Source organism: Kineosporia sp. NBRC 101677 (assembly GCF_030269265.1).
In the GTDB taxonomy this organism is placed as follows: Bacteria; Actinomycetota; Actinomycetes; order Actinomycetales; family Kineosporiaceae; genus Kineosporia; species Kineosporia rhizophila.
On sequence record NZ_BSTA01000003.1, the window covers coordinates 56303 to 74908 of the forward strand.

The following is an 18606-nucleotide window of genomic DNA, read 5'->3' on the forward strand; positions in this document are numbered from 1 at the left end:
CTGGTTCAGTCGCCGGCCGGGCCCAGCCGCAGGCCGTCCTCGAAGTTGATCCGGGCCAGCTCGCCCCGGGAGGTGATCCCCAGCTTGGGGTAGACGCTGGCCAGGTGGTGGCCGACCGTGCGGGGGCTGATCGGCAACTGGGCAGCGATCTCGCGGTTGGTCAGGCCGTCGGCGGCCAGGCGGGCCACCCGCAGTTCCTGAGCCGTCAGGCCGGCCGCCGAATCGGGGGCCCGCCGGGCGGCCGGGCCATCGGCCAGGTCCAGTTCACGCAGGGCCCGGACCCGCAGCGGCTGGGCGCCCAACCGCTCGAATATCTCCGCAGCGCCGCCCAGTTCGAGCCGGGCGTCGGCGCGGCGCCGCGCACGCCGCAGCCATTCGCCGTACAGCAGACGGGTGCGGCCGTACTCGAACGGGCTGCCTCCCAGGCCTTCTTCCAGGGCGGCCCGGAACAGTTCCTCGGCCTGCGGGCCGCCGTCCATGATGGCGCGCGAACGGTGATGGCCGGCCCGGGCCCAGGTGGCGCCCGAGCGCTGCGCCCACTCGGCCAGCAGGACGAGGTTGGCCTCGGCAATATGAGTGCTGCCGGTCTGTACGGCTGCCTCGATCGTGTCCACCGAGGCGGTCACCGCCGTGCTGGGATGCGCGGCCTCGTGGCCGGGCTTGGCCAGGCACTCCAGATCGACCAGCGCATCCTGAGCCCGTCCCGCGAACAGCGCCGCTCGCCCGCGGTGCCAGTAGGCCGCCGCGCTGAGGGCTCGTACCCCACGTTCCAGAGACACCCTCAGGATGTGATCGATGTGCTCGGCGGCGGCGCGTTCCTGGCCTCTGGGCGCGGCCAAGGCGGCCAGGGTGCCGTGGAACTGGGTGGCCACGTGATCGGCTCCGACCTCCTGGGCCAGCGGCAGCCCTTCGGACGCGGCGGCCTGCGCGGCGTCCCATCGGCCCGCCGCCGTGTCCAGGATCGCGGTCTGGGACAGCACCATCGCCAATCCGGCCAGCTCGTGCCGGCGCCGCAACTGCTCGGCCTGCACCCGCAGCACGTCCAGCAGGTCGCCCTCGACGCCCCAGGCCTGCACCAGCGGCACCGGGGGCAGCAGTTCCCAGGCCGCCCCGCTGAGCCGGGTCACGGTCTCGCCGGAGAAGTCCAGCCGGACCGGGCTCTCCCGACCGTCGGGGTCGTAGCAGGCCCACCAGTTGCGCAGCACCGGCAGCAGCGCCGCCAGGGCGGGCTCGTCGTCCAGGGGCAGGCCCCGCACCTGCTCCAGCGCCTCCTGCTGCAGGTCGGGACGTCCGGCCGACCAGGCCGCCCGCACCGCCACCGTGCCCAACTGCACGGCGCGGGTCGTCTCGGCCACCTCGCTCATGTCACCGACCAGGTAGCGGTGGGCCCGCTCCGGCCGACCGCTCGCGAACTCGAGAATGCCGCGTAGGCCGCCACTCGTCCGCACCACCGCGATCTCACCGCTGAGACCCTCGGCCTCTTCCAGCAACTCCCGGGCCAGCTCGGCGTCACCGCCCTGCCAGGCCGCGCGGGCGGCCGCAGCCAGCCGGCGGCCGGCCGCGTCCGGCTGGGGCGAGAGCTGCGCGGCCCGGCGCAGCGTGCGCGCCGCGATCGGCCCTGCGCTGAGGCGCAGGCACTGCTCGGCCGTCTGCTCCAGCAGCTTGGCCACGTCCTCGTCCGGCCCGTCCGCCGCGGTGGCCAGGTGCCAGGCCCGTTCCGCCTCGGCCTCCACCGGCAGAGCGGCGGCCAGCGCCCGGTGGGCGGCCTGCCTCTGCAGGAACGGCGTCGCCTCGTACACGGCCGCCCGGACCAGGGGGTGACGGAACTCCAGCCGGGTACCCGAGGCCCGGACCAGGCCTGAGCGCAGGACTTCGTCCCAGGCGGCCGGCCCCACGTGCCACTCGGCCCCGGCCCGGTGCACGAGGTCGCGATCCCCCCGGTCCTCGGCCGCGGCCAGCAGCAGCAGGGCCCGGGCCGGCGGTGTCATGGCCGCGGCCCGGCCGGTGAACGCCCGCTTCAGCCGCGGGCCGAGCGGCGGGTCGGCCGGCCTGCCCAGCGGGGTCAGGGCCTCGGATTCCGGCTTGATGGTGGGCAGTTCGTGCAGCGCCAGCGGATTGCCTCCCGCCGCCGCAACCGTGCGTTCCACAAGTTCCCGGTCGGCCCCGGGGATGACGTCGGCCACCAGTTCGCGGGCGTCGTCCTCGGCCAGACCCGCCACGTGCATCGCCGGCAGCCCTTCCCAGGGGCCGCCCGCCGGGTCCTGGTGTCCCGTGACCAGGAGCGCAACCGGTTCACCGGCCACCCTCCGGGCCACGAAGCCCAGGCAGTGCGCGCTGGCCTCATCGATCCACTGGGCGTCGTCGATCACCACGAGCACGGGCCGTACCTGGGCCAGCCGGCTGATCAGCGAAAGCACGGCGGCCCCGACCCGGAAGAGCTCGGTCTCGTCCCGGCCCAGCCCCAGCGCACCGCGCAACGCCGCCGCCTGCGCCGCGGGCAGGAGGTCCAGCTGGTCGGTCACCGGCCACAGCAGCTGGTGCACAGCCGCGAAGGCCAGCCCCGCCTCCATCTGGGTGCCCCGGCAGCGCAACACCACGGCCCCGGAGGCGGCTTCGGCCGCGTACTCCAGCAGGGCGGTCTTGCCGATGCCGGGTTCGCCCCACAGAACGAGCGCGGAGCCCGCACCATCGGCCGCCCGGTTCAGCAGTTCGTCCAGGGCCGCCGTCTCGGCCTGCCGTCCGAACAGCTTCATGGTGCCCCTCCCAGGTCGTGCTGCACCGCGATGGTGCGGCTCGGCCGTTCGAGGCTATAACGACCCGCACCGGGCCGGAGGTGACCGATTGACCAGCCGATCCGGGCGGAGGGCCGGCGGGCACTTCACCTGGGCTCAGGACACCGAGCTGCTGCGCAGGTAGGGCCAGCTCTTAGGGCCGACCTTGCCGTCTTCGGTCAGGTCGGCGTCGGGGTAGGCCGCGTTCTGGGAATTGGTGCCGGAGACACCGTCGATCGTGCCGGATCGTGCGAGCGGTACTTCAGCAGGCACTGGGCCTCGATACCGGCGGCAGACGACCGGGTCCAGGACGGCTGGAAGAGCGTTGCAGGCGTGGGCCGGGCTCGCCGGACCAACCAGAAGAGCACCACCGATCAGTGCGAAAGCTATTGCAGCGAAGCCAAATTACTTACGTAGACGCCTACCGGCTCCTTCGGTTCCGCAGCGTTTCGGGCCGCCGTGAGGGCGACCGGGCTCACCCTGGAACGGGACAGATCGGTGACAAAAACTCGTTTTTCGATCCAAAGCCAAAGCCCCCCGTTCGTCCGTGAATTGGACCTTTGCGGCTCGGGGGACCTCGCCTGCAGAAGGCCGGATCTGCGCGGTCACGCGCCCCCTTATCCATCCCGTAACAGTCCCGGCGAGCGAGCCCGCCCACCCCTCACCGATTTCCGAAAATTGTTCGAAGCCGAAAACTTTCAGGTCCGGACAGGTTGTCCGTTCGGCGCACTCGCGCGCCCCGCAGATTGACACTCGGGGTCCCGGTCACCGATGTTGAGAGCGATCTCCTCTGCCCTCTGCCATCCCTGACCGGAGGACACCACCATGGAAACGCCCCACAGTCCTGCCCACCCCCACCCTGCTGCCCAGCGGTGCCCGACCAGGCCACCGACCGGTAGATGAGGCAGTCCGCCTGACGTCCTTCCGGATGTCGTCACCCCTGTACCCAGGGCCTTTTCCCAGTTCCTGACGCCCTGTCATTCGTCACGCCCATTTTGAGGAGTCAAGGATGTCTCCCGTCCCACGTGCGCACCTCCGCCGCAGTCGCCGGTACCCGGCGCTCCTGATCGGCTCTGTCCTGGCCTTGATGGCCGGTTTCCTGACGTTCACGGTGCAGCCGGCCCGCGCCGCCGACACCCTGCTCTCGCAGGGCCGCCCGGCCACCGCCTCCTCCAGCGAGAACGCCGGGGCCCTGGGGGCCGGCCTGGCGGTCGACGGCGACACCGGCACCCGCTGGTCCAGTGCCTGGTCGGACCCGCAGTGGCTGCAGGTCGACCTGGGCAGCACCCAGACGATCAGCCAGATCCGGCTGAACTGGGAGGCCGCCTACGCCTCGGCGTTCACCATCCAGACCTCGGCCAACGGCACGAGCTGGACGAACATCACGCCCACCACCGCGGGCAAGGCCGGCCTGCAGACGATCGACGTGAGCGGCAGCGGCCGCTACGTGCGCCTGCACGGAACCGCCCGGGCCACCGGATACGGCTACTCGCTCTTCGAGTTCCAGGTCTACGGCGGCACCACGCCGACCGACCCGACGCTGCCGACCTCCGACACGCCCGACTTCGGCCCCAACGTCAAGGTCTTCGACCCGTCGACCCCGACGGCCACGATCCAGTCCGCCTTCGACTCGGCCTTCAACGCCCAGCTGGTCAGCCCCACCGCACAGTTCGGGCCGCAGCGGCACGCCTTCCTGTTCAAACCCGGTACTTACGGACGGGTCTGGGCCAACCTGGGTTTCTACACGGCGGTTGCCGGCCTGGGCCAGAACCCGGACGACGTCACCATCAACGGCGCGGTCAACGTGGACTCCGGCTGGAACTACGGTGACACGGCCAACGCCACCCAGAACTTCTGGCGCAGTGTCGAGAACATCTCCATCGCCCCCGAGGGCGGCACCAACCGCTGGGCCGTCTCGCAGGCCGCCCCGATGCGCCGCGTGCACATCAAGGGCAACCTGACCCTCGCCCCGTCGAACCAGGACAACGGGCAGGGCTACTCCAGCGGCGGTTACCTGGCCGACAGCAAGGTCGACGGCAAGGTCTCCTCCGGCTCGCAGCAGCAGTGGTACACCCGCGACAGCTCGATCGGCAGCTGGGAGGGCGGCGTCTGGAACATGGTCTACTCCGGCGTGCAGGGAGCACCGCCGAACGCCTTCCCCAACCCGCCGCACACCACCCTGGCCACCACCCCCGTCACCCGTGAGAAGCCCTACCTGTACGTGGACAGCGCCGGCAAGTACCGGGTCTTCGTGCCCTCGCTCAAGCGCAACTCCGCCGGCGCCACCTGGCCCAACACCGCCGGAAGCTCCATCCCCATGCGGGAGTTCTACGTGGCCAAGCCCAGTGACAGTGCCGCCCGGATCAACTCGGCCCTGGCCCAGGGCCTGAACCTGTTCTTCACCCCCGGCACCTACACCCTCAACGAGACCATCAAGGTCACCCGGGCCAACACCGTCGTGACGGGCATCGGCTTCCCCACCCTGATCCCCTCCGGCGGGGTCACCGCGCTCAGCGTCGCCGACGTCGACGGGGTCAAGGTCAGCGGCCTGACCTTCGACGCCGGCACCACCAACAGCCCGAACCTGATGACGGTCGGCAGCGCCGGTGCGCACACCGACCACGCCGCCAACCCGGTCAGCATCCAGGACGTCTTCTTCCGCATCGGCAGCAGCGTCCAGGGCAAGGCCACCACCACCCTGACCGTGCACAGCGACGACACGATCATCGACCACATCTGGGCCTGGCGGGCCGACCACGGCGGCGCCCCCACCGGCTGGAACGTCAACACCGGCGACACCGGCCTGATCGTCAACGGTGACGACGTGCTGGCCACCGGCCTGTTCGTCGAGCACTACCAGAAGTACGAGGTGATCTGGAACGGCAACCGCGGCAGGACCATCTTCTTCCAGAACGAGAAGCCCTACGACGTACCGAACCAGGCCGCCTGGATGAACGGCTCCCAGAACGGCTACGCCGCCTACAAGGTCGCCGACAACGTCACCGAACACGAGGTGTGGGGCGGCGGCTCGTACGCCTACTTCAACGTCAACCCGGCGGTGAAACTGGACCACAGCTTCGAGGTCCCCAACCGCGCCGGGGTGAAGCTGCGCAGCATCCTCACCGTCTCGCTGGGAGACGTGGGAACGATCAGCAACGTGGTCAACAACACCGGCGGAGCAGTGCCCAACCCGGCCGGGAACACGGTGCCGCGCAACGTGGTGTCCTACCCGTGAGGTAGCCACTCGTCGAGGGTCAGCCCCGCAAGGGCTGCGGAACCCGGCCCGACCAGGCCGGGTTTCGCGGTCCGGGACCTGGCGTCCCCGGAACCAGAGAGGTCCACGACGACAACAGCGCCACCGACCGGATCGACATCGAGTCCCTTCCGGCACCGAAGCGGGAAGCCGTCCAGAACTTCACCCTCGCGGTCGCCGCCGACCGGTGAACGCCTGACATGATCCCGGCCCGCCCCGCAGGGGCGGGCCGGGATCTCACCCAAGGCGATGGGGCCCGAAGTCCACCAGGACTCGTACTGGGGACGCCCGTCCTCTGGTCGGGTTCGACGGCACCTGGGTGGCTGGTGGCCACCGCACCGGTGGGAACGTGCCGTGATCATCGCCGCACCGGGCGCTGGACCCACCGTTCGCCGCTGCGAGGTGGGATATTCGCGTATGGCGATCCCGAGGCAGTCGCAGACCACCACCGTCCGCCACCCGTCGCTGGAGGACGTCGACCCGTTCATCGGGACGGCGGCCACCGACCTGCCCACCCCCGGTGGTCTGGCCGCGACCTGGTGGTTCCCCAAACCCCAGGTCGGCAACACGCACCCGGGCGCCACCTCACCGCTGGGCATGGTGTCGGCCTGCGCCTACTCCGGGGCCTACCCGACCGGTTACGGACGCTACGGCAAGAACACCCAGGGCGTGCCCGAGACCATCTTCGGCCGGCTGCAGGCCAGTGGCTTCACGCACTTCCAGCAGAGCGGCACCGGGATGATCCGTAAGTACTACAACTACGTCCGGGTCACCCCGATGATCCAGCCGCTGGACGACCTGGGCAGCTCGTGGGAGCTGAGCGACGAGGTCGCCCACCCCGGCTACTACGCGGCCACCCTCGACACCGGCATCCGCTGCGAGATCACGGTCGGCGAGAAGGTGGCCGTGCACCGTTACACCTTCCCCGAGAGCCGCAGCGCCCGGGCGGTGGTGGACCTGTCCTGCGGTGGGCTGGAGATCGAGCGCAGCCGGACGGTCCCGCTGCGCGCCCAGGTCGAGATCACCGGCCCGGGCCGGGCCCAGGGCACGGTGGTGGTGGAGGGGGTGCCGCTGTCGTTCTACCTCGAGGTGGACAGCCCGGGCTGGCGGCAGATGCTCTGGCACGACCGGCGTCTGATCGACGGCGGCACCCGGCTGGACTTCGACAGCATCCGGCAGAGCACGCTGCGCGCCTTCGGTCTGGTGTTCCTGGGCAAGGCCCGGGCCGGGCAGGAGGTGGAGCTGCGGATCGGCTTCTCGCTGCGCGGCCCGGAGCAGGCCCGGGCCAACCTGGAACGCGAGTGCGACCCCCGCCGCTCGTCCTTCGACCAGGTACGCGAGGGCACCGCCGCCCGCTGGGCCGCCTACCTGGGCAAGGTGCAGGTCGAGGGGGGCACGCCGGCGCGGCGCACCGTGTTCAGCACCGCGCTCTACCACTCGCTGATCAAACCCTGCATCGCCGACGACGAGAGCCCGTTCTGGCCCTACGGCGGGCCGTTCGCCTTCGACGTGTGCACCATGTGGGACATCTACAAGACCCAGCTGCCGCTGCTGGAGGCGATCGCCCCGCAGCGGGCGGTGGACCTGATGGAGTCGCTGATCCGGGTGTGCGAGGAGGAGGGCAACTTCCCCATCGGCTACCGGATGGCCCGCGGCGCCGACCGTTTCTCCCGTCAGGGCTCGGCGCTGGCGCACACCGCGCTGGCCGACATCCACGCCCTCGGGATCGGCGACCTGGACTGGGCCTGGGCCCTGGTGCACATGGACGACGACCTCCGCCGGCAGTACGGCGAGGAGTTCTTCGACCGGGGCGTGGTGCACCCGATCACCCACACCCTGGACCTGGCCTTCGCCCACCACTGCACCGCCCGGATCGCCCGGGCGCTGGCCGACGACCACCTCGGCCGTAGTCTGGCCGAGCCGAGTAACAACTGGGTTAACGCTTTTGAACCGGGCACCGGGCTGCTGCAGGACTCCACGTTCTACGAGGGCGGCAAGTGGAACTACTCGTTCCGCCTGATGCACGACATGGCCGCCCGGATCGGCCTGGCCGGTGGCGACGCCGCCTTCGTCGGCCTGCTCGACGCCTTCTTCGGCCGCGGCGCCGCCCCGGTGCGCCAGCCCGGCCTGTCCCCCTCCGTCGACGAGATGATCGCCGGCTACGCGCTGAACCGGTTCGAGGGCCTGAACAACGAACCCGACATGGAGGCCCCCTGGGCCTACTACTGGGCGGGCCGCCCCGACCGCACCGCGGACGTCGTCCACTCGGCTCTGACCTGGCAGTTCGGCACCGGGCCGGGTGGGCTGCCGGGCAACGACGACTCCGGCGGGCTGAGCTCCTGGTACGTGTGGGCCTCGCTCGGGCTGTTCCCGGTCGCCGGGCAGGACCTGTTCCTGATCCACCCGCCCGCGTTCGCCCAGGGTGCGGTGCAGTTCAGCCAGGGCGAGCTGAGCATCGAGTGCAGCGGGCACGTGGAGCACCCGATCAGCAGCGACGGTATCGACGGCGAGCCCCCGGTGCAGTACGTTCAGTCCGCCACCCTCGACGGGAAAACCCTGGACAGTCCCCACGTCCCGGCTCACGTCCTGCACCGGGGCGGGCGTCTGCACCTCCGGCTCGGTCCGGAACCCTCTGCCTGGGGCGGGACGATCCGCCCTCCTTCGCTGTCCGACCGGTCCTGAAACGAATTGGGTACCCGATGAGTCTTCCCCGCCGCCGCCTGGTCATCATCGTCCGGGCCGACCCGGTGATCTGTGGTCACTCCGGTGAGGCGCGCAACCTCGCCGAGGTCGCCCTGACCCGCGGTTTCGACGACGTGCGCCTGCTCACCTGGCCGATGCCGGCGCTGGAGGCGGCCGGCCTGCCGCTGAAACCCCTGGACGGGCTGCTGCCCTACAGCCCCGGCATCACGGTCGAGCGCCCGGAGCCGGTCGGCGACTACCGGGTGCCCGACGGCCGCTACCTGGCCGGGCTGACCGGGCGGCTGGTCGAGCTGCTGAGCGAGCCGGTGCCCACCGTCTGCCTGTCGATGTACCTGGTGCCGCACATGAACGTGGTGATCGACGCGGTCACCGCCGCCCGCGCCGCCGGGCTGCGGCCGCAGGTGCGCACCATGGCCAAGGCGGTCGGCTCGGACGTGACCAACGTCATCCGCAACACCCTGCGGGACAACCACTTCGGCGCCGCCATCGCCCTGTTCACCACCTTCCTGGCCAACGACGAGCTGATCGCGGTCTCGGAGTACACCCGCGACGAGATCGTGGCCTGCGCCGAGGAGGTGGACCGGGTCGTCGGCACCTCCTTCGCCGGGCCGTGCCGCAGCCGGGTGGTGATCGGCTATCCCCCGATCGACACCTCGGCCTACCTCGACCCGGCCCCCGAGGCGGTCGAGGCCGCCCTGGCCCGCCGCGGCCTGGAGCGCGACGGCTACGTCCTGTTCCTGTCCCGGGTGGCCCGCGCCAAGGGCGTCTACGACCTGGTCACCGCCTTCGGCCAGGCCCGCTGCCGGGAGCAGGTGAAGCTGGTGATCGCCGGCACCGGGCCCGCTCTGGAGCACATCCAGGCAATGGCCCTGGAGGACGAGCGGATCGTCTTCCTGACCGACGTGGACGACGAGGAGAAGCCGCTGCTGATGAACGGCTGCGCGGCCTACACCCTGCCCACCAAGCCCGAGCCCGACTTCGTCGAGACCTTCGGCATCGCTCTGGTGGAGAAGATGCTCTCCGGCGGCGGGCCGGTGATCACCACCCTGACCGGAGGCACCGGCGAGGCGGTCGGCGACACCGCGATCGTGGTCGAGGCCGGCTCGGTCACCGCCCTGGCCGAGGCGATGGACCACGCCGTGCTCGAACTGAGCACCGACGAGCGGCGCCGGATGGCCCAGCGGGCCCGCGAGTACGCCCTGGCCTTCGACCGGGAGCCGGTGTTCGACGCCCACTTCGGCCCGCAGGACAGCCCGGTGGCCCAGATGCAGAACGCCCAGTGAACCGGGCCCGGGTGGCGCTTGCCGAAGCGCCACCCGGGCCGGATCGCTACCGCAGGGCGCTGGTCAGCCCGGCCACGTCCGAGTACGTGCCGGAGGGGGCCTTCTTGCCGAACATCGCACACACAGCGGTGGTCTGGGCCTCCCCGTAGGCCTGGGCGTAGGTGACCAGGGCCGGGTCGTTCTCGTCGGCGACCGCGATCAGCGCGGTGTTGACGTCACCGGAGACCGAGCGTTTGCCGTCGGCGCTGACCAGGGTGGTGGTGCCGTGCCCGAGGGTGCCGCCGTCGTGGCCCCAGGCCGTGCCGCAGGCCGTGTCCGTCGCGAAGAGCCCCAGCCCGTAACGGAAGGCGCCCTCCTCGTCGACGTCGACGGTCTTCTTCATCTCGGCCAGCTGGGCGGCCGGCAGCACCTTCCCGGACAGCAGGGCGCTGTAGAAGGTGCTCAGGTCGCGCGAGGTCGAGACCACCGCACCGGCGGCGCCGGCCCAGCTGAGCGTGTACCCGGAGGTGTCGGTGTAGCTGAACTTGCTGTCGGCGATCTCGGCCGCGTAGCCGTGGGCGAAGCCCGGGCCGGTGTCCTTGACGAACGGGTCGGCCAGGTAGGTGTCGCGCAGCTTCAGCGGCTTGGCGATGCGTTCCTGGACGAGGTGTTTCACCGGGTGCCCGGTGACCTTGCGCAGCAGCTCGCCGAGCACGATGTAGTTGGTGTTGGAGTAGTACCAGCCCTGGCCCGGCTGGAAGTAGGGCTTGTGGGTGAAGGCGCCCTTCAGGATCTCCTGCGGGGTGACCACGCGGGTCGGATCGGTCAGGGCGCCGGAGATGAAGTCCTCGTCCTCGGTGTAGTTGAACAGGCCGCTGGTGTGCTGCAGCAGCATCCGCACGGTGATGTTCTTCCCGTCGGGCACCACCCCGGGCAGGTACTGCTCCACCGGCGCGTCGAGTTTCACCTTGCCCTGGGCCACCAGCTGCAGGGTCAGGACGGAGACGAAGGTCTTGGTCTGGCTGCCCGCCTCGTACTGGTCCTTGTTCCGGATGCGCCGCTGGGTGTTCAGGTCGGCCAGGCCCGCGGTGGCGGTGCGCACCTGCTGCCCGTCGTTCACCCGGACCAGGTAGCCGACCGCCCCGGCCTCGACCATCGCGTCGGCGGTGCGCTGCAGATCGTTCTTGGGCCGGTCAGCGCCTGCGGCCTGTGCGGTCGTGCCGGCCAGAGCTGTGGTGGCCAGCACCGCCGCGACGCCGAACGCCGTGGCTGCGCTGCGGCTGAGATGCCGAGTACTCGTCATGGTCCCCCCTCGTTGTTACGCCTTTGTGACCCCTCGTCTGTTTCAGACGAACCGCAACGCCGATCAGTGCCCGGAGCACCTACAACCGGTGCAGGCGCAACTGCAGCATCAGGGCGAACCGCTGTTCGGCGTCAGCCAGGTCGATCTCACCGACCTCACCGGCCCGCCGCAGCCGGTACCGAAAGGTGTTCGCATGCACGTACATCGCCCCGGCGGCCGCGTTGACGTCACCGAAGGCGTCCAGCCAGGCCCGCAACGTCCCGACCAGGTCGCTGCCGTGCGCCCGGTCGTAGTCGATCAGCCGGGCCAGCGCACCGCCGGGCTCCTCGCCGCGCGCGGCCACCTGATCCCGCAGCTCCAGCAGCAGGGCCTCGGCCCGGACGTCGTCCAGGTGGGCCACCCGGCGTCCGCGCGGGCTCTCCCGCAACACCCGCAGAATGCGGTCGGTGCCCGAACGGGCCCGGACCAGGCCGGTCACGTCGTGAGCCACCGGACCGATCGCGACCACCGGCCGCAGGCGCTCCCCCACCCGGTCCAGGAAGTCCCGCGCGATCCGGCCGCCGGGCTCGAGCGCCGATCCTGGCGGCGAAGGCACCAACCCGTAGACCACACCACTGATCAGGGCCGCGGCCGAACCCGGGTGCAGCGCGCCCAGGTGCATCGCGAACGCATCGGCCAGGCGTTGCTGCTCCTGGGCCGAGACACTGGCACTCACAGCCGGGTTCGTCATCGCCACGCCGAACACCATCAGTGAGCCCCCGGACAACCCGAGCCGGTCCAGCGCCTCCCCCGCCCCGGCACCTCCGGCCAGGGCGGTGCTCAGCAGGTCGGCCCGCACCCGGCGCTGCACATCGGCCCCGGCCCGCACCCGCAGCAGGTGCAGGGCGACCAGTTTCGCGGCCTCGCCGAAGGCCTCGGCCCGGGCCTCGCTGAGCCGGTGCGGCGTGGCCGCCCAGATCGAGCCCAGCACCTCGTCGCCGGCCCGCACCGCGATCGCCACCCGGGGCACCGGCACGGAGTCGCCGAACTGCACCGTGTCCACGTAGACCGGCCGGTCCGAGCGGTAGAGCTCGCGGAAGACGCCGCGCTCGCTCAGCACGGCCACCACGTCGTCGGGGACATGGCGTCCGAGGATGGTCTCCACCCGGGAGGCGTCGGCCTCGTTCTGCCGGCCGGAGAAGGCCAGGACGCGGGAGCGGCGGTCCTCGATCGTGATCGGGGCGTCCATCAGGGCCGCGACGGCGTTGGCGACCGCGAACAGGTCACCGGCGGGCAGGCCTCCGAGCGAGTCCGGTTCCACCGGGCCGACGTCGCCCTCGGCCAGCAGTGACCGCAGCAGCGCGGCCAGGTGCGCCCAGGGCACGCCCCGGCTGAGCCCCAGCAGGCACACCCCGGCCTGGTCGGCGGCGGCCCGGACCGACGCCGGGGCCGGGACCGGCGCCCGCACCACCAGGGCGAGCGCCTGGTCCCGGCCCAGCCGTTCCAGCAGGCCGATCACCTCCTGCGCGGTCTGCAACCCCACCCCCAGCACCACCGCGTGCGGAGGCAGCGGCGGCTCGTCGACCGGGTCGTGGATCACGACGGCGCTGATCTCTTCCGGCCGCTGCGCCTGCCCGTGCACCACGTCGAGCAAGGTCACGCCCAGGTCTTCCAGCACCCGGCCCAGACTTGGGCGGTACCGGTCCGGGGTGGCGGGCATCAGGCCAGGCTAGCGACCCATTCGGTGCTGGTGGTGACCTCGGCCAGCCGGTCGGGCAGGGGCAGCAGCCCCAGTCCCGGCCCCTGCGGCACCGGCAGATGGCCGTCCTGCAGCACGAACGGCTCGGTGATGTCGGCGGCGTAGTAGCGGCCGGAGGACGAGGTGTCTCCGGGCAGGGTGAATCCGGGCAGGGCGGCCAGGGCCACGTTGGCGGCGCGGCCGATCCCGGTCTCCAGCATTCCGCCGCACCAGACCGGCACACCGGCCGCCACGCACACGTCGTGGATGCGGCGGGCCTCCAGGTATCCCCCGACCCGGCCGGGCTTGATGTTGACGATCTGGCAGGCGCCCAGCCGGATCGCGGCGGCCGCCGAGTGCGCCGAGACGATCGACTCGTCCAGGCAGACCGGTGTGCGGATGCGCTGCTGCAGGTCGGCGTGCCCGAGCACGTCCTCCTCCGGCAGCGGCTGCTCGATCAGCAGCAGATCGAAGGGGTCCAGCTCCGCCAGCCGGCGCCAGTCCGCCAGCCGGTACGCGGCGTTCGCGTCCACCTGCAGCAGCACGTCGTCACCGAACCGCTCACGCACCGCCCGCACCGGCGCCGTGTCCCACCCCGGCTCGATCTTCAGCTTGATCCGGACGTAGCCCTCGTCCAGATATCCCTGCACCGCATCCAGCAGCGCCGGCACCGAATCCATGATCCCGACCGAGACGCCGCACGGCACCCGATCCCGCACCGCCCCCAGCTCCCGTGCGAAAGACCGCCCCTCAGCTCGCAGCTCGGCATCCAGAACGGCCGCCTCCAGCGCCGCGATCGCCATCCGGTGGCCGTAGAAGCGCGAAAGCACCTCGGCCACCTGATGTGCCCCGGCCAGCTCGACCCCCGCCAGCGCCGGGATCAGGAAGCGGCGCAGAACATCAGCCGCTCCTTCGACGTACTCCGAGGAGTACACCGGCTCCGACAGGGCCACGCACTCGCTCCAGCCCTCGCCCACGTCCGTGACCGCCCGCAGCAGCAGGATGTCCCGGCTGGTCTGGGTCCCGAACGAGGTCCGGAACGGCGACACCAGTGGCATCTCGACCCGGCGCAGTTCGACTCCGGTCAGCTTCACGCATTGTTCCCTTCCAGCCGGGCGCTCTCCCGCGCCACCACGTACCCGCCGTCCTTGTCGAACCCTGTCACCCGCGCGCCCTGAGAAAGCAGCTCCTGCAGTGTCTCCCGCACTCGTACCCGCCATTCGCGGGCCAGGGCGGGGTTGTTCAACCGCAAATTAGTGACGTTTGTGGGCACCGCAACCAGACTCAGCTCACCATTCGTGCGTCCCGGTTCGGGTCGCCCGGCACCGTCCCGCCCGAGCGCCACCACCGCCCCCGCGGTGCTCACCGCCACCGGGGCACCGGCAGCCGCCTGCACCGCCCGGGGCCCGCGCAGACGCCAGTGCACCAGGAGCCGGTCGGAGTCCTCGTCGCCGTTGATCTGGTCTTTCATCGGGCCGTAGAAGTCGGGCAGGTACTCGACCGCCGCAGCCCCCAGCTTGGCCAGGTTGAAGTAGGCGTTCCGGCCGATCAGCGGGTCGAACGTCCAGGAGATCGCCCCCACGCCACGCTCCAGCACCCAGGCCCGCTGATCCTGCTTCAGAGCGAAACCCACGTTGCGTCCCACGGATCCGGAACTCACCCCGGCGACGTGACTGTGCAGGGCGTCTTCGGCCGGGGCATGGAAGAAGCCGACGCACGCGCCGACCAGTTCGCCGTCGCGGTAGGCCCCGCTGACGTAGCTACCCGCCTTGCTCAGCGCCCGGAGCAACTCCACCGAGACCGGGGGCCGACTGTCGCCCCAGATGGAGTTGAACAAGGTGACGACGCCGGCCATCTCCGGCAGGCTGCGCACCTCACGCACACTCACTCCGGCGGCCCGTGCGGCGGTCTCGGCCGCCTGCCGGGCCAGGACCAGATCCGGGTCGACCCCGGTCCCCACTGTCATCGCGTTGCGGCTCCTCGGTAAGGCGTTCCTCGTCCCTCACCACGCTGCCACGGGCGGCGCTCGAGCCATTCGTCTGTTCGAACCAAAAGACCGGCCTTCGCCTGTACTGACGAACAACCACTTGAGCGATCGCTCAAATCCCACTACGGTCCTTGTTGAGCGATCGCTCAAACTCGAGGAGGTCAGGATGGGCGCCGACCGGCAACCAGCAACGGTCAGGGCGCCGGACGAACAGCACGCGTGCTACCGGCCGAGCGGGCAGCTGAGCGAAGTGCGCTGGATGCACCTGAGCGTCGCCGCTCTGGGAGCCGGGCTGCTGGGCGGCGTGCTGACCGCCCTGCTGACCGTCGCGGCGTCGAGTTCGACGGAGTGGTTCCCGGCCAGCTGGGTCACCGGGGTGCTGGTTCCGCTGGGGGTGCTGGCCTGGGTCGCTCGTCGGCTCAACCGGGCGGGAAAGACCCCGACGCAGAAGACCCCCGCCTACCTCCCCGCGGGTGCGATGGCGGTGGCTTTCGGCGCGGCAGCCCTCACTGCTCTGCTGGAGAGCCAGAGGGAAGTGGACTGGGCCGACCTCGACCTGGCGTCGATGGTGCCGACGGGCACTTTCGCCGGTGTTACGGGTGGAACGGTCGGCCTGGTGACATCGGTTCTTGCCGCGGCAATCTCAGTGAGTCTGCTGATGGAACAGCGCGGGCGGATCAGCCTGGCCGGTGCTCACATGCTGGTGGCCTGGGTGGCCGGCCTGCTCACGTTCGCAGCCGCAGGCTGGATCGCCTTCGTCTTCGGGCAGCCCCTGGTCGTGTTCCCGGCCGTGGCCATGGCGGTCACCACAGCCCTGCGGGCCGCCCGGCACAGCCTGAGCTGACGGGGATCTGGTACCACAGTGAAGGTGACCCCCACCCAGTCCCCCGAACCGGCGAAGGCGAGCCCGTCGTCCTCAATCAGTGAAAGCCGGCCCCGCACCCCCGGCAAGAAGAGCCCCCGCAAGACCGAGACCGTCGACCGGCTGATCGAGGCGGCGTTCACCACCCTGCGCACGCACGGGATCGCCGGCACCTCGGCGCGCACGGTCGCGGCCACCGCGCAGACGAACCAGGGCCTGATCTTCTACCACTTCGGCAGCATGGAAGGCCTTCTGGCCGAGGCCTGCCGTCGTTCCACCGAGCGCCGGGTCATGCTCTACCGCGATCGTTTCGCCGAGGTCTCCTCGCTCCGGCAGCTTCTGTCGGTGGGCCGGGAGATCCACGCCTCCGAGCAGGCCAAGGGGAATGTGGCGGTGCTGGCCCAGTTGCTCGCCGCTGGGCAGACGGATCCGGTGCTGGGCGAGGTCACGGCGCAGGCGCTGAACCAGTGGGTCGCACAGATCGAGACGGTGCTGGAAAGGTTGCTGAGCGAGTCACCTTTGGGCGAAATGGTCGACGCAGCGGGCCTGAGTCGCGCGGTAGCCGCGTCTTTCGTCGGGCTGGAGTTGTTCGAAGGGGTCGCTCCGGCCGAAGGTGCCCTGGCGATCGACGCCCTGGACCAGCTGGGGGCGCTGGTCGAGGTGGTGGAAGGACTGGGTCCGGTGGGGCGTCAGGCCATGCGGATGCAGGTGAAGCGCTCGCAACGGCGTTCGTCCTGAACCCCGCCGCCCGTGCTCATCCCGGCCCGGGCCGGTCCAGCAGCACCACGGCCGGGCCCGGGGCCTCGTTGACCACCTCGGTCAGCCGGGCCTCGTCGGCCGAGCCGGGCGCCGCGGTCAGCATCAGGGCGGCCAGGTCGTCACCGGGGATGGCGAGCAGGTTCCCGACCAGCGTGACCGGGTCGCCCTCGGGGTGGATGAACGCGGCGCTGCTCTCGTAGGCCAGGACCGGCCGCGGTTCCCGCCACAGGGTGTCGAACAGCCGGCTGCGGGTGCGGATGTCGTCGACCAGCTCGGCCAGCAGGGCGTCGTTGGGGTAGCGCAGGAAGGCGCTCTTCAGCTGCGCCGCCAGGATCGACTCGTGGTCGGTCGCGTCCGTGTCGGACTGCTTGAAGCCGTCGACCGGAAGGCAGAACGAGCGCCAGGCCACGTTCCAGTCCCAGCGGCCCCCGGGCAGGTCCCAGTGATCCAGGGCCAGGAAGGCGCTGTTGACGGCGATCAGGTTCATCGCCGCGTCGGACACGAACATCGGTGTGTCCGAGAACCGCTCCAGCAGCCGCGTCGCCCCCGGGCCCAGCTCGGACGGCACCTGCCCGTCCGCGGCGGCGTACCCGGCCAGGGCGCACAACCGCTCGTAGTCCGCCCGCCCGGCCCGCAGCGCCCGGGCGATCGCGTTGACCACACCGGCCGAGGGGTGACTGCGCCCCTGCTCGAGGCGGCGCACATAGTCCGCCGACATCCCGGCCAGTTCCCCGAGCTCCTCGCGCCGCAACCCGCGCACCCGCCGGTTGCCGCCTTGCAGCCCGACGGTCTCGGGAGCCGTGCTCTCCCGCAGGTGACGCACTGCCGCGCCGAACTCGTAGCGTTCCACGCCGCCCAGTCTGCCCCCGCATCCGCTCCGATGGTGAGCCCCGCAGGCGTTCCGCCGGATAAGTCACAGAACCGCGGTACGAGCAACCCGCCGCCAGGGTGGGCCGGTCCGGCCCAGGATGAACGCCCCGGAACCTGCGACGTTGGGTGGAGCCACCCCGGCAGCACCTTCCACGAGAGCAGGTTCAGTGATGAAAGCCGTACGTTTTCACCAGTTCGGCGGTCCCGAGGTCCTGAGGTACGAGGACGTCGAGCAGCCCGTTCCCGGGCCGGGCGAGGTACGGATCAAGGTGGCCGCCACCTCGTTCAACGGTGTCGACGCCAACATCCGGGCCGGCTACATGCAGGGCCCGATCCCGGTGCAACTGCCGCACACTCCCGGCATCGACGTCTCCGGCACCGTCGAGGCGCTGGGCCCGGACGTCAGCGCCTTCGCCCTCGGTGACCAGGTCGTCGCGTTCCTGCCCATGACAGCCGCCGGGGCCGCCGCCGAATACGTGATCGCCCCGGCCGACGTCCTGACCGGGGTGCCGAAGAACGTCCCCCTCACCGACCTGGCGGCCCTGCCCACGGTCGGCCTGACCGCCTGGCAGGCACTGTTCGACCACGGCAGACTGACTGCCGGGCAACGGGTTCTGATCAACGGCGCCGACGGGGCGGTCGGCGGGTACGCGGTGCAGCTGGCCAAGGAGTTCCGTGCGCAGGTGATCGCGACGGCCAGTCCGCTCACGGCAGTTCGGGTCAAGGCCGCCGGCGCCGACGAGATCGTCGACTACACCCTCACCGACGTGGTGACGGCCGTGACCGAGCCCGTGGACCTCGTCCTCAATCTGGCCCCGGTCACCCCCGAACAGCTGGCCGCCCTGGTACCGCTGATCCGCGACGGCGGCACGCTGGTCAGCACCACCGTCTGGATGCCCGCCCCCTCCGACCACGAACGCGGCGTGCGCGGCATCGACCTGTTCGTGCGCAGCGACACCGACCAGCTCGCCGACCTGGTCGCCCGGGTCAGCACCGGCGAACTCGTCGTCGATGTCGCCCAGCGCATCGCCCTGGCCGAGCTTCCCGCCCTGCACGCGCAGGCCGCTACCGCGCCGCTGCCGGGCAAGGTCGTCGTCCTCGCCCCTTCCGCCTGATCCT

Annotated in this window: 13 protein-coding genes; 6 read left to right on the forward strand and 7 right to left on the reverse strand. The window is 71.1% G+C overall.

Features of this window, described 5'->3' with window-relative positions; all coding sequences use genetic code 11:
* Positions 1-5 precede the first annotated feature (5 nt).
* Both QSK18_RS09825 and QSK18_RS09830 read right to left on the reverse strand, forming a co-directional pair.
* Positions 6-2753 (reverse strand): helix-turn-helix transcriptional regulator, encoded by a 2748-nt coding sequence (locus QSK18_RS09825; RefSeq protein ID WP_285618029.1) that lies wholly within the window; start codon positions 2751-2753, stop codon positions 6-8.
* A gap of 135 nt (positions 2754-2888) precedes the next feature.
* Positions 2889-3044 (reverse strand): peptidoglycan-binding domain-containing protein, encoded by a 156-nt coding sequence (locus tag QSK18_RS09830; protein ID WP_285618032.1) that lies wholly within the window; start codon positions 3042-3044, stop codon positions 2889-2891.
* 736 nt (positions 3045-3780) lie between these two features.
* Between QSK18_RS09830 and QSK18_RS09835 the strand changes: the two genes are divergently transcribed.
* From QSK18_RS09835 to QSK18_RS09845, 3 genes are all read left to right on the forward strand, one after another.
* Positions 3781-6006 carry a discoidin domain-containing protein gene (locus QSK18_RS09835; RefSeq protein ID WP_285618034.1) on the forward strand — a complete coding sequence of 742 codons (2226 nt, stop codon included), beginning with the start codon at positions 3781-3783 and terminating at the stop codon, positions 6004-6006.
* A gap of 435 nt (positions 6007-6441) precedes the next feature.
* Positions 6442-8706, forward strand: a complete 2265-nt coding sequence (locus QSK18_RS09840) for a glycoside hydrolase domain-containing protein (RefSeq protein WP_285618035.1) — start codon at positions 6442-6444, stop codon at positions 8704-8706.
* Between the two features lie 17 nt (positions 8707-8723).
* Entirely contained in the window at positions 8724-10010 is a 1287-nt protein-coding gene (locus tag QSK18_RS09845; RefSeq protein WP_285618037.1) for a glycosyltransferase, read from the forward strand.
* Between the two features lie 46 nt (positions 10011-10056).
* Here QSK18_RS09845 and QSK18_RS09850 read toward each other — a convergent pair whose 3' ends face one another.
* The 4 genes from QSK18_RS09850 to QSK18_RS09865 form a co-directional block, all read right to left on the reverse strand.
* Entirely contained in the window at positions 10057-11292 is a 1236-nt protein-coding gene (locus QSK18_RS09850) for a serine hydrolase domain-containing protein (RefSeq protein ID WP_285618039.1), read from the reverse strand.
* Between the two features lie 79 nt (positions 11293-11371).
* Positions 11372-12991, reverse strand: a complete 1620-nt coding sequence (locus tag QSK18_RS09855; protein WP_285618040.1) for a PucR family transcriptional regulator — start codon at positions 12989-12991, stop codon at positions 11372-11374.
* Positions 12991-14103, reverse strand: coding sequence for an o-succinylbenzoate synthase (gene menC, locus QSK18_RS09860; RefSeq protein ID WP_232812741.1), 1113 nt, complete (start codon positions 14101-14103; stop codon positions 12991-12993). Before menC ends, QSK18_RS09855 begins: the two co-directional genes overlap by 1 nt.
* Positions 14100-14975 carry a hypothetical protein gene (locus QSK18_RS09865; RefSeq protein WP_285618044.1) on the reverse strand — a complete coding sequence of 292 codons (876 nt, stop codon included), beginning with the start codon at positions 14973-14975 and terminating at the stop codon, positions 14100-14102. Before QSK18_RS09865 ends, menC begins: the two co-directional genes overlap by 4 nt.
* A gap of 187 nt (positions 14976-15162) precedes the next feature.
* On the opposite strand from QSK18_RS09865, the gene QSK18_RS09870 reads away from it, so the two are divergent.
* Entirely contained in the window at positions 15163-15840 is a 678-nt protein-coding gene (locus QSK18_RS09870; protein WP_232812743.1) for a hypothetical protein, read from the forward strand.
* 24 nt (positions 15841-15864) lie between these two features.
* Complete coding sequence (locus QSK18_RS09875; RefSeq protein ID WP_285618046.1) at positions 15865-16596, forward strand: TetR/AcrR family transcriptional regulator; 732 nt, start codon at positions 15865-15867, stop codon at positions 16594-16596.
* A gap of 16 nt (positions 16597-16612) precedes the next feature.
* Here QSK18_RS09875 and QSK18_RS09880 read toward each other — a convergent pair whose 3' ends face one another.
* Positions 16613-17467 carry a helix-turn-helix domain-containing protein gene (locus QSK18_RS09880; protein WP_285618048.1) on the reverse strand — a complete coding sequence of 285 codons (855 nt, stop codon included), beginning with the start codon at positions 17465-17467 and terminating at the stop codon, positions 16613-16615.
* 190 nt (positions 17468-17657) lie between these two features.
* Between QSK18_RS09880 and QSK18_RS09885 the strand changes: the two genes are divergently transcribed.
* Entirely contained in the window at positions 17658-18602 is a 945-nt protein-coding gene (locus QSK18_RS09885; protein ID WP_285618050.1) for an NADP-dependent oxidoreductase, read from the forward strand.
* The last annotated feature ends 4 nt before the right edge of the window (positions 18603-18606 follow it).

Excerpts from the sequence above, each read along its gene's own strand:
- QSK18_RS09825 (WP_285618029.1), bottom strand. The coding sequence starts at position 2,753 with ATGAAGCTGTTCGGACGGCAGGCCGAGACGGCGGCCCTGGACGAACTG.
- QSK18_RS09835 (WP_285618034.1), top strand. The coding sequence starts at position 3,781 with ATGTCTCCCGTCCCACGTGCGCACCTCCGCCGCAGTCGCCGGTACCCG.
- QSK18_RS09840 (WP_285618035.1), top strand. The coding sequence starts at position 6,442 with ATGGCGATCCCGAGGCAGTCGCAGACCACCACCGTCCGCCACCCGTCG.
- QSK18_RS09845 (WP_285618037.1), top strand. The coding sequence starts at position 8,724 with ATGAGTCTTCCCCGCCGCCGCCTGGTCATCATCGTCCGGGCCGACCCG.
- QSK18_RS09850 (WP_285618039.1), bottom strand. The coding sequence starts at position 11,292 with ATGACGAGTACTCGGCATCTCAGCCGCAGCGCAGCCACGGCGTTCGGC.
- QSK18_RS09855 (WP_285618040.1), bottom strand. The coding sequence starts at position 12,991 with ATGCCCGCCACCCCGGACCGGTACCGCCCAAGTCTGGGCCGGGTGCTG.
- QSK18_RS09865 (WP_285618044.1), bottom strand. The coding sequence starts at position 14,975 with ATGACAGTGGGGACCGGGGTCGACCCGGATCTGGTCCTGGCCCGGCAG.
- QSK18_RS09870 (WP_232812743.1), top strand. The coding sequence starts at position 15,163 with ATGGGCGCCGACCGGCAACCAGCAACGGTCAGGGCGCCGGACGAACAG.
- QSK18_RS09885 (WP_285618050.1), top strand. The coding sequence starts at position 17,658 with ATGAAAGCCGTACGTTTTCACCAGTTCGGCGGTCCCGAGGTCCTGAGG.